Origin of the sequence: Parenemella sanctibonifatiensis (assembly GCF_002250565.1) — a bacterium.
GTDB classification, from domain to species: Bacteria; Actinomycetota; Actinomycetes; order Propionibacteriales; family Propionibacteriaceae; genus Parenemella; species Parenemella sanctibonifatiensis.
Map to the genome: position 1 here is coordinate 197,222 of NZ_NMVJ01000009.1, position 14,931 is coordinate 212,152.

The following is a 14,931-nucleotide window of genomic DNA, read 5'->3' on the forward strand; positions in this document are numbered from 1 at the left end:
CTCACGTCAGGGCTGCCAGCCGCTTCGGGGCGGTGACCCGATAGGAGTCGATGACCCACTCGCGGACCTCGTCCCAGTCGGTCTCCTCGGTGATGTCCAGTCCGGTCCAGCCGCTCCCGCCGAGGTAGCCCGGCACGTACGCCTCGGGTCGCGACCGCAGTGCTTCGCGTTCGGCCAGGTCGGCCAAAACCATGATCGATTGTGGGTGCTGGACCCAGCTCCCATCGACCTTGAGGGAGCCGCCGTAGTAGCAGAACACCTTCGTGGTGAAGAACGCCGGTCGCCCGTGGGAGAACTTCTCCTGAGCCTCGGGAAGGCCGAGCGCGAGGGAGCGGGTGCGTTGGAGGAATGGGTCGTTGTCGTCGTACATCTGGGGGTGGACCATGATCACTCTCCCGGATAGGAGTCCACGTTCCAGCGGTTGCCCTCGGGGTCGCTGATGGTGACCGTACGCCCGCCGTGGTCGGGCTCGGTGATCTCGGACAGTTGGGTGCCGCCGGCGCTCAATGCCCATGCCAGAGTCGCATCCACCTCGGCGTCGCTGGCCACCACGAGGTTGGTGTAGGCCTTGCTGAAGGAGCTGTCGTTGCCGTCGCCGCGGGTGCTGCCGAACATGATCCCGCCGTTGTCACGCCACCGGAATTGGGCGTGGACGATCACGGCGGGATCCTTCTCGTCCCGGACCACGAAGGCCTCGGTGAAGCCGAGTGCAGTGAGGAAGCGGATCGCCGCGTCGGCGTCCTGGTAGCGCAGGCACTGGAAGAGCTGGGGCTTCGTCATGGCTGCCAGTATCCGTGGGTCGTCATCGGGCCGGACAGCCGGGGGCAGCTCAGCGGCCGGGGAAGATCCCGCCGAGCACGGCCCGGTGGTCCGAACCGGGCAGGTCGCGGTAGCGATTCGAGGCAAAGGTGGAGTGCTGCGGCACCAGCACGTGGTCGATCCGGACGAACGGCGGGACCTTGGCGCCGACGGGCCAGGTCGGCTGCCACTTGGCGAGCATCGACCGCCCCAGCGTGAGGGAGGACTGCGGATCGGTCAGGCCGATGTCGCGGAAGTAGCCCATCGTGACGTGCTCGCGGGCGGCGTTGAAGTCGCCGATCGCGACGAAGCGGGGCTGGACGTGGGGCCGCAACCAGGCGGCGATCCCGTGAGCGTCGGCGTCCCAACGATCCGGTCCGACGGTCGGCGCGACCGGGTGCACCACGGCAACGGTGTAGTCGATGCCGTCCTGTGCGGTCGGCTGGACCAGCAGGTTGACCGCCCAGCCGTTGTGCTGGTCGATCAGGCTGATCGGCTCGCGGGCGTACACAGCAGTGCCGTCGGCGCCCGGTCGGGCCTCGCCGACGCGGTGCGGAAACTCGCGGCCGAAGTCGGAGTCGGCGATCCGGCGTTCCAACTCGGGGGTGTATTCGGTGATCGCGACGATGTCGGTGCCGGGCTCGACCAGCGCCTCGATGTCGGTCACCTCCACCTGCCCGAACTGGGCATTGATGCTGAGGAACTGCAGGTCGCCGGCCGGCCCGGGATCGTCAGGGAAGGTGCCGAGCAGCGGCAGCCCGAAACAGATCAGCGCAAACAGCAGCACCCCGGTCGCCACCCACCGCCACAGCCGGCGCGCCAGCAGGACCAGCCCCAGCAACGCGACCAGCGTGGGCAGGGCGACGTAGGGGATGAAGGAGGCGGCGTAGACCGCGTACGTGTGGACCAACTGGGTGCGGGGGACCAACCACATCACCCACAGCGGCAGTGCAGCCGCCGCCCCGATCACCAGGAGGAGTACGCCGACTGCGGTGGTGAACGGACGGGGTCTGGGCACCAGACCAGCGTATCCGGGCTCGGTCCTGGGTCGGCCCCGGAACGTCCGCGTCGGCGGCGAACGAAGTCCGATGCGTCCGTGGCGGTCCTCAGCGGCGGACACTTCAGGGTGGCCGGGCAGGGTTGTGAGGGGGCCTTCAGGCCGGGGTGCGGCGGCTCAGCGTCCGCGTCGGTGGGCCATCATCGCCAGTGACACCAGCAGGCCGAGCACCACCAGGCTGCCGAGGCCGACCGCGGCCAGGGTCCGGCCCAGCCGGTCCGGGGACGTCTCCTGGGTCTGCAACTGCGGCCGAGCTGACCGCGTCGGTGCCGTGGCCGGGTCGCTGCTGGCGACCCGAGTCGGGCCAGCCGACGGGGTGGTGATGCTCGGCGGTGCGGGCGGCGGATCGACTCCCACGACGGCGTGAGCCTCGCTCGCGTTGAGTCCGTCCTCGCCGCGGTAGCGGGCGTACAGGTCCATTTCGACGGGGTTGTCGGTCACCTCCATGGCAGTGGTGCGGACGAAGGCAGTCCAATTGCCGTTGTCGTCGGTGACGGCGGTGGCGACCGGATCGGCATTGAGGTGGACTTCGATGACGGCGCCGCTGACCGGATCCGGGCCGGCCATCAGCTGTCCGCTGACTTCGAAGAGATCGGCCGCCCGTATCCGCGGTTGGGGAACGACCAAGGTCACCGCGGTCGGCTGCCCGACCGGTGGCGCGGGAGTCGGCGCCGGCTCGGCTGGCGGGGCCTCAGCTCCGGCCGAGCTGACCTGAATCTGGCCGCTCGTGGAAGTAGCCAGGTATGTCCCAGTCCCGGGGAAGCGGACCTCCACGGCGTACGTCGCGTTCTCCCGGTCCTCGCGAGCCTGGACGATCAGCCGGTAGCTGCCGTCCGCCGCGGTGGTGGTCTGGCTCAGTGGTGCGCCGTTGACGATGAGCTGGATCGGCGCGGATCCGACCGGCTTCCCGTCCTGCCCGGTCAGCGTGCCCCGCAGAGTCGCCTGACTGCCGGGTTGGACCGGATTCGGCTCCGTGACGAGGGTCAAGGTGGTGCCGGTCTGGGCGTACGCCAGCGGTGCGGTCAGCAACACCAGGAGCAGGGCGAGCACGAGGCGAAGGAGAGTTGCTGGGCGTACGCCCTCACCGACTGCCGGGCGAACGCCCCCACTGAGTGCATCGCGCACGGGATGACCTTCCTGTCGCTGATCCGGGGCTGCTGATTCTGGGGCGCTGATCCTGGAACATGGTGCCACGATGTCACCGCCTCGGGGGCCCAAAGTGCGACCGGTTGCGGCCACCCGAGATGCCCTGAACCGTCCCCGTCGGAACTGGGCGGCGCCCCCGGCGGCTGTTGCCGACCGCTGAGGCGGACGGTTCAGGGCAACGGCCGCAGCGTGATCGTCGCCGGCGAGCCGGCCCGGCCGGTGGTGGTGATCCGCAGCCGAGTCTGCTGGGCCGAGGTCGCGACCGTGACGCCCTCATCCGTGACGCGCCCGTCCGGCGCGGCCAGCTCGAAGCGCCCCTGCAGGCTGACCTCCAGCCGGTCCGCCTGCTGGGTCGGGTCGGAGATCGCGAGCTCCCACTCGTCGGCGCGACGCAGCAACAGGCTCGCTGCCCGGTCGACGGCAACTCCGTCGCACTCCACCGGTGCCCAGGCGTTGAGGGCGAGGGTGTCCCCGCTGCGCGCTGCCTGACCGGTGGCGTCGTTGCGCAGGATCGTGACTCCGGGACTCGCCGCCGCGGCGGCAGTCTGGGTGGACCCGACCCCGGGCAGGAACAGCCACGCGGCCGCGCCTTGGTGGGTGTGGTCCAGCTGCAGCGTTGCGTAGCTGCGACGCAGTTCCTCCGTCGGCCCGCTGTGATGGTTGTCGCGCCAGCTGCCAGTGCGCTCGGCCACCGCTGCTCGCAGGCTGGCGGGGGCCAGGAAGATGTAGCCACCGACCCCGGCCAGGTGGGCCCACCGCGGGTTGGCCACAGTGGCTTCGGTCACGACCTCACCGTCGACGACCAGGCTGGTGCCGGGCACCACCTTGCGGTGCTCGACGACGGTGCTGACCGCCGCGCCGGACTCGGTGTGGACGTCGGCGGCCAAGGACAGCCATCCGCGCGGCTGGAACCACCAGGTGCGCCGGGCCCGCAGCCCGGTACCGCCCGGACCGACCAGGTGCTGCCCGGCCAACGCCTCCTCACCCAGGAGGGTGCCACCGGCCCATTCGGCCGGCGGCATCGAGTTGGCCCATTCCCCTTCGGTACGTGGCGGCAGCGGGGTGTGATCGACCGTCGTGCCGGCCGGGGCGGTGATGTCGAAGGTCGCCCAGAATCCGTCCAGGAACTGCTGCGGATCCGAATCAAGGTGCAGCTCTGTCATGCCCTGGCCGGTCTGGACCGCGAGGTTGTTCTCGCCGTTGCCGCACTCATACCAGGCGATCCGCGGCGAACACATCGACAACGTCACGCTCCAGCCCTGCCCGCGGTGGGTCAGCCGGTCCATCGCGGCGTACAGGCGCGGTCCGGTCGGCAGGTCGATCGGAGCCACGCCGGAGTCGAGCAGTTCGCGGACCAAGGCGGTCCGGGTCACGGTGGCGCCGTCGAGGATGTCGCTGCCGTACGCCCGATTCGTTGCGATCCAGCCCTGGCACAGGCCGCGCCAGTGGTCGGCGTACGACTCGGAGACGCCCCGACTGAGCAGCAGCATCGCCTCGATCAGAGCGGTTGCGCGGACGTCGCCCTGGGCCGCGTACCGGGAGACTCCGCGCCCGCTGACCGCGTCGGACAGTTGGCCGTTGAACACCCACGGCGCGAACGAGTCGGCGACCCGGGCGGCCAGGCTGTCGGCGAGCCCGCCGGGAAGGTGGTCGGAGTCGGCCAGGAGGGCAATGATTCGCGCGATCCCGATCAGCCACACGGTGCCGTAGGTGCCTGCGTAGGGCACCGTGCCGTGCTGGATGAAGGAGCCGTCGGCATAGAAGCCGTCGTGGGTGGTGACGGTGTCCCAGGTCTCCGGCAGTCCGGCGACGGCGTGCCGGATCTTCTCCGGGTCGGGCACCGCGAGGGCGCGGACGATGACGGCTTGGCAGGTGTCGACCCGGTTGGCGCCGGTCTGCGGCCGGTTGCCCCAGACGTTGAGCCAGGGGTCGGGAAGGAAGTGGTCGATGGCCGCGGCGTACGCCGCCAGGTCAGCCTCGGGGAGGACGTCGTGGAGGATCGCCATGGAGGTGGACAGCGCTTTGGGGCAACCGATCTGCCAGGTCCACCAGTTGCCGAAGGGTTCCTGGCCGGCGCGGTAGACGATTCGGTTGGCCTCCCGGAGCCCCGCGGCCAGCGCGGTCAAGGTCTGCTCGTTGTCGTGGTGGCGGGAGCCCGGTGTGGCCCAGGCGATCGCGATCCGCTCGAACCGGTCGTAGGTGGCGGTGACGTCGGGGTCGGCGGCCAGGTCGAGGTCGTCGAAGACCTGGTTCTGGCGGGGGCCCAGTCGCGTCAAGTCCGTGTCCACCCGGTCGTCGCGGGACTGGATGCCGGCGGCGTACGCCTCGGGCTCGGCGCTGATCTGCTGGCGTCCGGTGACCAGATCCACCCAGCGTTCGCGCAGCGCGTCAAGGGTGAGGGGCGTGGACATCGTGGCTCCTGTGCGTCGATCCGATGCTTCGATCCAACTGTTCGATCGTCTACGAGTCTGGCAGGTGTACGCCGAAAACCCTTGCTGGACGCGGGGCTCCGGCGTTCCCCACAAAAGTCTCAGATCTGATTCGGGTTTTTCTCAGGGAACGCTTATGATCGGTTCGTCTCTGACTTCAACGCTAAGGAAGTACTGGTGCGTCTGCCCAAGCTTTCTCGTCTCGCCACGGCCGCCCGGCCGGCGGTGGTTGCCCCGATCGCCGTCGGGCTGGCCGCTGTGGTCGGCATCAGCTCCGCCGCCGTGAGCGCCACCCCGGACCCGCACGCGATCCCGGCCGCCCCCGCGCCGGTGACCTCGAGCGCGCCGGTCTCCGACGAGACCCCGCTGCCCGAGGTGCCGGTCGAATCCCCCGAGGGCTTCGGCAGCCGACAGGAGCGGATCGACCGCAGCCAGGAACGTACGCCCCAGGAGCCCGCTCCGGCCGACGCGCTGACCGCCCAGGTGCGCAAGGCGTCCGGCACCATGTACACCACTGCACGGGTGAACGCGCGGGCCGAGGCTTCGGCCGACTCCGAGTCGGTGACGCTGCTCGACGAGGGCACCAAGGTGTCGGTGACTGACCGCACCAGCAACGACTTCCGCGAGGTGCTGCACGACGGCAAGAGTGTGTGGGTCTCCTCGGAGTACCTGTCGAAGGATGAGCCCAAGGAGGAGTCCAGCGAGCCGAGCTCCAGCTCCAGCTCCAGCTCGCGTTCGGGCTCGAGCGGCTCGGGTTCGGCTGAGCGCAACTCGACCAAGTCAGACGGGTCCAGTTCCGGCTCCAGCCAGGCGCCGGCGCCCTCGGGCGGCAGCTGCGCCGTCAGCGCCTCGATCCGGTCGGGGCTGACGTCGCGTGCGCGTGCAGTGTACGAGGCCGTCTGCGCGCGCTACTCGGTCAAGTCCTACGGCGGCGTACGCCCCGGCGACTCCGGCGACCACGGCTCCGGCAAGGCTGTCGACATCATGATCAGCGGCCCGACCGGCTGGGACATCGCCAACTACCTGCGCGCGAACGCCTCCACCTTCGGCATCGACTACATCATCTACGAGCAGAAGATTTGGTCGCGTGACCGTTCCTCCGAGGGCTGGCGCGGGATGTCGGATCGCGGCGGCGCGACCGCGAACCACTACGACCACGTCCACGTGAGCGTTCAGTGACCTGCTGACTCGTCGACGACATCCGCCCCGGCACCTGGTGCCGGGGCGGTTCGCGTTTGGCCTGGGCCTGTCAGAGGACGCCGGTGGCCCAGAGCAGGTTGGTGGTGCCCGACAGTCGTTGGGCAAACCCGATCGCCTGGGAGTCGGTGAGGCCGGCGACATAGTCGATGATGCCGCGGCCGCGCGCCATCCGAGCGAGCTCGGCATCGTTGGGGGAGCCGAGCCACTGCGGTTGTTCCTTGTTGACACGGCTGTAACCCTCACGAGAGATCTCGATCAGGTCCCGCAGTCGGTGTGGTGCCCGAGCCGCATCCGAATCATCGGACAACCAGGCATCCAACGCGTCGATGAGCCGCACCAGCAGGTCGGCCTGACCACGCTGTGCCATCGCCAGATCGGGTCGGTCCAGCACGAAGTACTGATGGATGAACTTCAGCACCTGCACTCGATGCCACGGCCGTGCCGACAGGCCGACCAGCCCCGCGCGTACCGGCGCGTCCGGCAGTAACACCGCCGCCGAGGAGAACACGTCCAGCCACCGCATCAGGAAGCCGGCCAGCGTCCGATCGGCCTGGATCGAGCCGTCGTAGGGCATCGCGAGCACCTCGTTGACGAACTCATCGTTGATCAGTTCCACGGCCTCGGAGAAGGCGTCAGGGCTGTAGATCCACTCGTCCTTGTCGGCGAGCCGACGCCGGAGCCGTTCCAGCCCGGCACCCGGGGCACGGCCGATCCGTTGCAGATCATCGTCGGTCATCGCCGACCACAGCCCCCGATCCTCCAACCAGGAGTCGAACTCGCTCGAGACCTGGGCGTACTGGAGCACCCCGGAGCGGTGGAAGTCCTCCAGGTCGTGCAGTGAGTATGCGATGTCGTCGGCCAGGTCCATCACCGAACACTCCAGGGTCTGCTGGCCGGGCCGGACCTGCGGGAAACAGTCGCGTACCTTGATCATTTCGGTGATGTCCGGCACATAGGCACCAAACTTTGCCGACCCCGTACGTCCGGGGGCGGGCCGGGCGCCCCGCGGCAGCACCTGCCAGCTGGTCGGGTGCGGGTCGGGCCACCGATCATGTCCCCAGGGGTACTTGAGGACCGCGGCGCGGGTGGCTGCGGTCAGGTTGAGGCCGTCGGTGCCGGGGCCATGGACCTCGAGTTCGGTGAGGATCCGGAAGGTCTGCGCGTTGCCCTCGAAGCCATCGGTGAGGCCGAACCGGTCCCGTGCCAACCGGTCCAGGGTCTGCTCGCCCAGGTGGCCGAACGGCGGATGGCCAAGGTCGTGCGCCACTGCTGCGGCCTGGACCACCACCGGGTCGAGGCCGCCCAGCGCGTCCAGTTCCGACCTCTCGTGGCGATCGACCAGCACCACACTGATGGCGCGCGCGACCGCGGTGACCTTGATCGAATGCGACAGCCGGTTGTGGGTCATCGAGCCAGTCGTCCCTGCTGTGACGACCTGGGTCACCTCCGCGAGGCGCGAGAACGCCGGCGCAAACCGCAGTCGTTCCAGGTCGGTGCGGGACTCGCTGTCGAGGCCGCCGGACAATCCGGTCCACTCGCCGGTCTCGGGGCGTTCGCGCAGCATCCGCTGGGCTGCCGGCCCGGAGGCGGCGTCGTCGGCGTACCTGTCGCTGCTCACACGCCAACCGTATTGCCTCAGGCCCGGGTTGTCGGCGTACGCCTGTCGATCAGCGCCCGCCCGTCACGGCGACCGAAGCATCAGAATGACCGTGCCCGTGGGTGATGGCCGCTGCCGCGAGGCCTGTGCTCCGCGAGGAAGCTGGCCGGGGTTTGAGGCCGCCACCACCCTTGGGTGGTCGGCGATGGGCCCGGGTCCGGATGATTCGCAAGATGTCGGGCAGTACCTCGTCCCAGTTCTCCATCACTTGGCGGTAACTCAACCGAACCACCAGGTAACCCAGCGCGACCAAGCGTCGGTCACGTTGCCGATCCTTCTCGAACTGTTCTGGGGAGGAGTGGTACTCAAAGCCGTCGACCTCGATCACGAGGCGCTGCCCGATCAGCAGGTCGACCCTTCCCACGCCGACGATGGTGACCTGGCAGGTCATCTTGATGCCAAGTCGGCGGAGCCAGAGCCGCACCAGCGTTTCGGTGCCGGATTCGGCCTGGTCGAGGCGTTCGAGCAACCGCAACACCCAGCGTGGCGCTCCGGCGACGGCATCGAGGATGTGCGACATCGTCATTAGTTCCTGGACGTGAATTGACTCCACAATCACCAAGATCCACTCGGGTGTCATGCATCGGATCGCGCAGCGCAGTGCAGTGTGGATGTCGTCGACGCCGCCGAGGACTGGTTCGTGGCAGCCATGGGCGCGACAGCCGCCGCGACGGCGATAGCTGCGTTCCGTGCGGCGTACATGCGGGGTGCTGTGTGACGGGACGAACACTCCCAGTCTCTCGAGCGCGGTGATGCAGGAGATTGCACCACCTTGGCGGACAGCGTTGATCAGGTCAGGGTCGGAACTGCTGCCGTCGGCGTACCAGCCGCGGCGTAGCCGGACCAGGTCACCCCGTGCGGCCGCTTTGCGGATCTTCCAGTCGCTCCAGCCGTCTCGGCGGAGCTCTGCCGTTCGTATGACTTTGAGGCTCACATCCTCACCATCGGCACGTGACCGCGAGATGTGCCGGAGGAGGACGAACGTGTGGATAACTCCGGCTGCAAGTCCGGCTGTGGACAGCCGGCGGCCCTGCTCAGTCCGCGGGGAGCAGGGCCAGTGGCCGCAGTTGTCGTCGCCGTGCTGGTACGCGGACGCTTCAGTGTCTGAGGGGGCATGGTGCAGCGGCTAACCCGGCCCGCTCTGAGCCGGGCGCGACAACGGAGCGGCGTTTCCGGTACCAGGGTTGGCCCCGCTCAGTCCGGGTTGGGCGGCGGTGGCGGTCGCGGGGGTCGTGGCGCGGCTGTGACGCGGACGGTCCAGGGAAAGACGTAGGTCAGACCCAAGCCGGACCCAGCGCTCGAGGCAGGTCCTTGCGAGGCATCAGCGGCGTACGCCCGGACAGCGTTGGTCCGGGTCCGGGCGTACGGGTCAGCTCAGCGGCGGTGCCTCAGGATCGCAACTGGAGGTAGCGGCTGATGAGGGCCTTGGTGGACTCGTCCTGGTCGTCGAGGACCTCGCGGTCCCCGGCGACGGCCGGGGTCAGCGCCTTGGCCAGCTGCTTGCCGAGCTCGACGCCCCACTGGTCGAAGGAGTCGATGCCCCAGACCACGCCCTGCACGAAGGTGATGTGCTCGTACAGCGCGATCAACTGACCCAGCACCGCCGGCGACAGTTCGGGCGCCAGGATCGAGGTGGTCGGCTTGTTGCCGGCAAACACGCGCGCCGGAACGATCTCCTCGGCGGTGCCCTCCGCGCGGACCTCCTCGGCGGTCTTGCCGAAGGCCAGCGCCTGGGTCTGGGCGAAGAAGTTCGCCATGAACAGCGCATGGACATCGGTGTCGCCGTCCTTGAGCGCGTGCGCCGGGTTGGCGACCGCGATGAAGTCGGCGGGGATCAGCTGGGTGCCCTGGTGGATCAGCTGATAGAAGGCGTGCTGCCCATTGGTGCCGGGCTCGCCCCAGAAGACCTCACCGGTCGAGGTGGTGACCGGCTCGGCGTCATAGCGGACCGACTTGCCGTTGGACTCCATCGTGAGCTGCTGCAAGTAGGCCGCGAAGCGGTGGAGGTACTGCGAATAGGGCAGCACCGCATGGGTCGCAGCACCGAGGAAGTTGACGTGCCAGATGTTCAACAGACCCATCAGCGCCGGTACGTTGTCGCGCAGCTCGGCGGTCCGGAAGTGCACATCCATCGCATGGAAACCGGCCAGGAACTCGTCGAACTTCTCCGGTCCGATCGCGACGACCAGCGAGGTGCCGATCGCCGAATCGACCGAGTAGCGGCCACCGACCCAGTCCCAGAAACCGAAGGCGTTCGCCGGGTCGATGCCGAAGTCGGCGACCTTGTCCAGCGCAGTCGAGACTGCCACGAAGTGGCGTGCCACCGCGTCGTCGCCCTCGTAGCCGGCCTCCTTCAGCCCGTCCAGCAGCCAACTGCGCACCAGCCGCGCATTGGTGAGGGTCTCCAGGGTGGTGAAGGTCTTCGACGCCACGATCACCAGGGTGGTCTCCGGGTCGAGGCCCTTCAGCGACTCGGCCGCGTCGGTCGGGTCGATGTTGGAGATGAAGCGGCACTGCGGGCCGTCGACATAGTTCGCGAGCGCCTCGTACGCCATCACCGGGCCCAGGTCCGAACCGCCAATACCGATGTTGACCACGGTCTCGATCGTCTTGCCGGTGGCGCCCTTCCAGTCGCCGCTACGGACCCGGTCGGCGAAGGCGTACACCCGCTCGAGCACCTCGTGGACATCGGCGACGACGTCCTGGCCGTCCACCTCGAGTAAGGCATCCTTGGGCAGACGCAGTGCGGTGTGGAGGACGGCACGGTCCTCAGTGACGTTGATGTGCTCACCGCTGAACATGGCCTCGCGGCGCTCGGGCAGTCGGACTTGCTCAGCCAGCTCGACCAGCGCGGTGAGGATCTCGTCGGTGACGAGGTTCTTGGAGAGGTCGACCCAGAGGTCGCCGGCCTGGCGGGTGAGGGCCTCGGCGCGCCCCGGCTCAGTGAACCAGCCGCGCAGGTCGGGCTCGAAGCTGTCCGCGATGGCCTGCAGCTTCTGCCAGGCCGCAGTGGACGTGGGATCAACAGGCGATTCCATGACGATCTCCTCAGTCAGCGGTGCGAATGAGGCCACCCTAGTGCGCCGTCGGTGCCCACTGATGTGCTGGTCAGTCCTGATGTGGTGGTCAGTCCTGATCGTCGCTGTCGTCCTCGGGTGCGCCGGGCAGGGACTCCGGCACCGTGTCGGGGCGGACGAAATTCTCCGTGGAGGGCGCCACCAGTCCGCGTCGGAAACCGGAACGACCGATCATGTGGGCCGCCAACGGGGCGGTGACGACCTGGAAGGTCGCGATCACTAGCATCATCCCGTACGCCGCCAGTTCCTGCAGCGTCAGGCTGACGCCGAGCAGCACGATCAGCAAGCCAAGTGTCTGCGGCTTGGCCGAGACATGGATGCGGCTCACCATGTCGGGAAAACGCAGCACACCGATGGCGGCGGTGAAGGACATCGCCGAGCCGATGAACAGGCACAGCACCCCGGCAACCTCGAGGATCTGCTCCAACGTCATCGGGGGCCTCCCTCGTCAGCCGGGTGGGTCGGATCGATGACCTCGTGTTCCGGGTGTTCGGTGGTGTCCTGGGTGATGGCGCCGCCGGCGACCGTGTCCTCGACCTCGGTCTGGGGCCGGGTCGGCTCCTCGGGCTGTTCCTCGACCGCTCGGTCGTCCTGGAGGAACCGCGCCATCGCGACCGGGCCGGCGAAGCCGACCATGCCCAGCGCCAGCATCACCGGCAGCGTCGTGTCGTCCTTGGTGAGGATGACGTACGCCGCGATGGCCGCCAGCAGGATGCCCGTCACGACGTCGCTGGCCGCGATCCGGTCCATGTTGGTGGGGCCGATCGACATCCGGATCAGCGCGACGACAGCGGCGGCGACCAGCAACGCCAATGACGCGCCGGACAGCACCAGCATGATCGTGTCGATCATCGCGACCCCCAATCGAGGTAGGTCGTCTCCTCGGCGAATGCCTTCCACTCGGGCACCTTGAGGTATTCCTCACGCGGGGCAAAGACCCGCGCGACCCGCCGCTCGTTCTCCAGCGCCCGTCGGTACGCCCGCACCCGGCTCTGGTCGTCACCGGCGTTGAGCACGTGCAGGTGTAGCACCCGGGTGGAGGGGCTGGCCTCGACGACGACGGTGCCCGGCACCAGGTTGATCAGCAGCACGGTATGGGTCATCACCAGGTCGGTGCGGGAATGCAGCGGGATCTCGATCACCGAGTTGTGCAGCTCCAGCCGCGGTTTGAGGCACAGGACGGCGATCTGGGCGCTGGCTCGGCACAGGTCCCACAGGGTCATCGCCACGAAGACGACGAACCAGTGCGGCCGGAAGGTGCCGACCAGTTGCAGGCGGGGCAGCGGGAAGACGATCGCCAGCACGGTGCCGAAGATCAGACCGCTGAGAAAGGTGGCCAGGTCGTACTGGCCCCACAGCATCATCCACACCAGCGCCGGGACGAAGGCGGTGATGAATTGCAGCAGCGTGGGACGGTGCCATCGCTTCATCGGTGGCCCTCCCCGAGGACGACGCTGATGTAGCGGCCGTCGTAGAGGTCAATGGCGGCCCGGCTGGTGTACTCGAACAGTGGTCCGGCGACCACGGACAGCAGTACGCCGACGATCGCCAGGGCGCCGACGATGACCATCCAGGCGTGCGGGATGCGAGCGCCGCGCTTGCGGGGCGTGGCATCCGGGTCGCCGGAGGTGGCGTCGGGAACGCCTCGCCAGAAGGCACGGTTCCAGACCTTCGCGACGGCCAGCAGAGTCAGCAGGCTGGTCACCACGCCGCCGACGACCAGGGTCATCGGCAGCCAGCCACCCATGTCGACGCCGGCCTCCATCAGCCCCACCTTGCCGACGAAGCCGGAGAAGGGTGGGATGCCGGCGAGGTTGATGGCGGGGATGAAGAACAGGACGCCCAACATCGGCGACATCGCGGCCAGGCCGCCGAGCTCGTTCAGCGAGGTCGAACCACCGCGGCGTTCGATCATGCCGCAGACCAGGAACAAGGTGGTCTGGATGGTGATGTGGTGGGCCGCGTAGAAGATGGCCGCCGAGACGCCGGCGGTGTTGGCCATCGCCAGCCCGAAGACCATGTAGCCGATGTGGCTGACCAGGGTGAAGGACAGGAGTCGTTTGATCTCAGCCTGGGCCACTGCGCCGAGGATGCCGACCACCATGGTCAACAGCGCAATCACCATCAATGGTTCGCTGAGGGAGTTGTGGGGGAAGAGCACCGTCTGGGTGCGGATCATGGCGTACACGCCGACCTTGGTCAGCAAGCCGGCGAAGACGGCGGTCACCGGTGCCGGTGCGGTCGGGTAGGAGTCCGGCAGCCAGAACGACATCGGGAAGACCGCTGCCTTGACGCCGAAGACCACCAGCAGGATGCCCTGCAGCAGTGACTGGGTGGCATCGGGCAGTGACGTCAGCTTGGTTGCGAGATCAGCCAGGTTGACCGTGCCGGTAGCGGCGTAAACCCAGGCGATCGCGACCAGGAAGAGCAGCGAGGAGACCAGGTTGACCACCACATAGGTGGTGCCGGCCCGGATCCGTTCGCCGGTGGCGCCCAGGGTGAGCAGGACGTATGAGGAGAACAGCAGGATCTCGAAGCCGACGAAGATGTTGAACAGGTCGCCCGCCAGGAAGGCATTGGAGACGCCGGCGCTCAACACCAGGAAGGTCGGGTGGAAGATCGAGACCGGGGTCTGTCTCCGGGTGGTTTCCTCGTCCTCGCCGACCGCGAAGAGCAACACCGCCAGTGCGACGGCGGTCGAGACCAGCAACATCAATGCGGACAGCCGGTCGGCGACCAGGGCGATGCCGATCGGGGCGGGCCAGTCGCCCAGCCACAGCACCTGCGGGCCGCGGGTGTCGGCCAGATACATCAGCACCGCCGCGATCGCGACGACCACGGTCAGGGTGATCGCGGACAGGACACGTTGGATCCGCGGATGGCGACCCATCGCCAAGCTGATGCCGGCGACGGCAAGCGGCAGGATGACCGGCAGCGGGACCAGTGCGTTCATCGGGTCTCACCTGACTCATCGGAAGTCGGGGTGCCCAGCTCGTCGGTGGCGGCCTCCTCGGAGCCGACCACGTCGGTCGCGGTAGCCCCAGCGTCCTCGGCAGACCCGTCGGGCTCGGCCGCCTCGCCAAGGGCATCCTCATCATGCGTTTCGCCGGTCCGGTCCTCGGGGTCGAGCGGGTGTTCGTCATCGTCGTCGACCACCGAGGTGTCGGTGTCCGGGGTGTCGATCGAGTCGAAGGATTCGGAGGCTTCCTCGAGTTCGGCGAGCTGGCGGATCTGGGAGTCCTCGATGTCGTCGCGCACCTCGTCGTTGCCTTCCAGCTGGAAGGCGCGATAGGCCATGCTCAGCAGGTACGCCACCGAGGCCAGCGTGATGACGATGGCCGTCAGCACCATCGCCTGGGGCAGCGGATCGCTCATCTCGTCGGGTTCGACCAGGCCGACCAGCGCCGGCAGGCCGGGCTCACCGATCGCCATGAAGAGCGTGTTGACGCCGTTGGAGGCCAGCATGATGCCGATGAGGATGCGGGTCAGGGACCGCTCCAGGATGAGGTACACCCCGCCTGCGATCAGGAAGGCGGCCACGGCGACCAAGGTCAGGTTCAGAGCCAT

Annotated in this window: 14 protein-coding genes; 1 reads left to right on the forward strand and 13 read right to left on the reverse strand. The window is 68.3% G+C overall.

Annotated elements, in window-relative coordinates; genetic code table 11:
- Position 1: 1 nt before the first annotated feature.
- The 5 genes from CGZ91_RS11485 to CGZ91_RS11505 all read right to left on the reverse strand — a co-directional run bounded on the left by CGZ91_RS11485 (position 2) and on the right by CGZ91_RS11505 (position 5,412).
- The gene (locus CGZ91_RS11485; protein WP_094455294.1) at positions 2–385 is read right to left on the reverse strand and encodes an MmcQ/YjbR family DNA-binding protein; all 384 of its coding nucleotides are present in this window, start codon (positions 383–385) and stop codon (positions 2–4) included.
- 2 nt (positions 386–387) lie between these two features.
- On the reverse strand, positions 388–780 hold the full coding sequence (locus tag CGZ91_RS11490; protein WP_094455296.1) for a VOC family protein: 393 nt from the start codon (positions 778–780) through the stop codon (positions 388–390).
- Between the two features lie 49 nt (positions 781–829).
- Complete coding sequence (locus CGZ91_RS11495) at positions 830–1,816, reverse strand: endonuclease/exonuclease/phosphatase family protein (protein WP_094455298.1); 987 nt, start codon at positions 1,814–1,816, stop codon at positions 830–832.
- Positions 1,817–1,972: 156 nt separating this feature from the next.
- On the reverse strand, positions 1,973–2,905 hold the full coding sequence (locus CGZ91_RS11500; protein WP_094455300.1) for a hypothetical protein: 933 nt from the start codon (positions 2,903–2,905) through the stop codon (positions 1,973–1,975).
- Positions 2,906–3,171: 266 nt separating this feature from the next.
- The gene (locus tag CGZ91_RS11505) at positions 3,172–5,412 is read right to left on the reverse strand and encodes a polysaccharide lyase 8 family protein (protein WP_094455302.1); all 2,241 of its coding nucleotides are present in this window, start codon (positions 5,410–5,412) and stop codon (positions 3,172–3,174) included.
- A gap of 195 nt (positions 5,413–5,607) precedes the next feature.
- On the opposite strand from CGZ91_RS11505, the gene CGZ91_RS11510 reads away from it, so the two are divergent.
- Positions 5,608–6,609, forward strand: coding sequence for an SH3 domain-containing protein (locus CGZ91_RS11510; RefSeq protein ID WP_094455304.1), 1,002 nt, complete (start codon positions 5,608–5,610; stop codon positions 6,607–6,609).
- 70 nt (positions 6,610–6,679) lie between these two features.
- On the opposite strand, the gene CGZ91_RS11515 is transcribed toward CGZ91_RS11510, so the two are convergent.
- The 8 genes from CGZ91_RS11515 to CGZ91_RS11550 all read right to left on the reverse strand — a co-directional run bounded on the left by CGZ91_RS11515 (position 6,680) and on the right by CGZ91_RS11550 (position 14,931).
- Positions 6,680–8,248, reverse strand: coding sequence for a deoxyguanosinetriphosphate triphosphohydrolase family protein (locus tag CGZ91_RS11515; protein ID WP_229116593.1), 1,569 nt, complete (start codon positions 8,246–8,248; stop codon positions 6,680–6,682).
- A gap of 49 nt (positions 8,249–8,297) precedes the next feature.
- Positions 8,298–9,221 (reverse strand): type IV toxin-antitoxin system AbiEi family antitoxin domain-containing protein, encoded by a 924-nt coding sequence (locus tag CGZ91_RS11520; RefSeq protein ID WP_094455306.1) that lies wholly within the window; start codon positions 9,219–9,221, stop codon positions 8,298–8,300.
- A gap of 454 nt (positions 9,222–9,675) precedes the next feature.
- Entirely contained in the window at positions 9,676–11,325 is a 1,650-nt protein-coding gene (pgi, locus tag CGZ91_RS11525; RefSeq protein ID WP_094455308.1) for a glucose-6-phosphate isomerase, read from the reverse strand.
- Positions 11,326–11,413: 88 nt separating this feature from the next.
- Complete coding sequence (gene mnhG / locus CGZ91_RS11530) at positions 11,414–11,797, reverse strand: monovalent cation/H(+) antiporter subunit G (RefSeq protein WP_094451577.1); 384 nt, start codon at positions 11,795–11,797, stop codon at positions 11,414–11,416.
- On the reverse strand, positions 11,794–12,216 hold the full coding sequence (locus CGZ91_RS11535; protein WP_094455310.1) for a monovalent cation/H+ antiporter complex subunit F: 423 nt from the start codon (positions 12,214–12,216) through the stop codon (positions 11,794–11,796). The genes mnhG and CGZ91_RS11535 overlap by 4 nt, the downstream gene beginning before the upstream one ends.
- Positions 12,213–12,794 (reverse strand): Na+/H+ antiporter subunit E, encoded by a 582-nt coding sequence (locus CGZ91_RS11540; protein ID WP_094455312.1) that lies wholly within the window; start codon positions 12,792–12,794, stop codon positions 12,213–12,215. The genes CGZ91_RS11535 and CGZ91_RS11540 overlap by 4 nt, the downstream gene beginning before the upstream one ends.
- On the reverse strand, positions 12,791–14,317 hold the full coding sequence (locus CGZ91_RS11545; protein WP_094455314.1) for a Na+/H+ antiporter subunit D: 1,527 nt from the start codon (positions 14,315–14,317) through the stop codon (positions 12,791–12,793). Before CGZ91_RS11545 ends, CGZ91_RS11540 begins: the two co-directional genes overlap by 4 nt.
- The gene (locus CGZ91_RS11550) at positions 14,314–14,931 is read right to left on the reverse strand and encodes a Na(+)/H(+) antiporter subunit C (RefSeq protein WP_094455316.1); all 618 of its coding nucleotides are present in this window, start codon (positions 14,929–14,931) and stop codon (positions 14,314–14,316) included. The genes CGZ91_RS11545 and CGZ91_RS11550 overlap by 4 nt, the downstream gene beginning before the upstream one ends.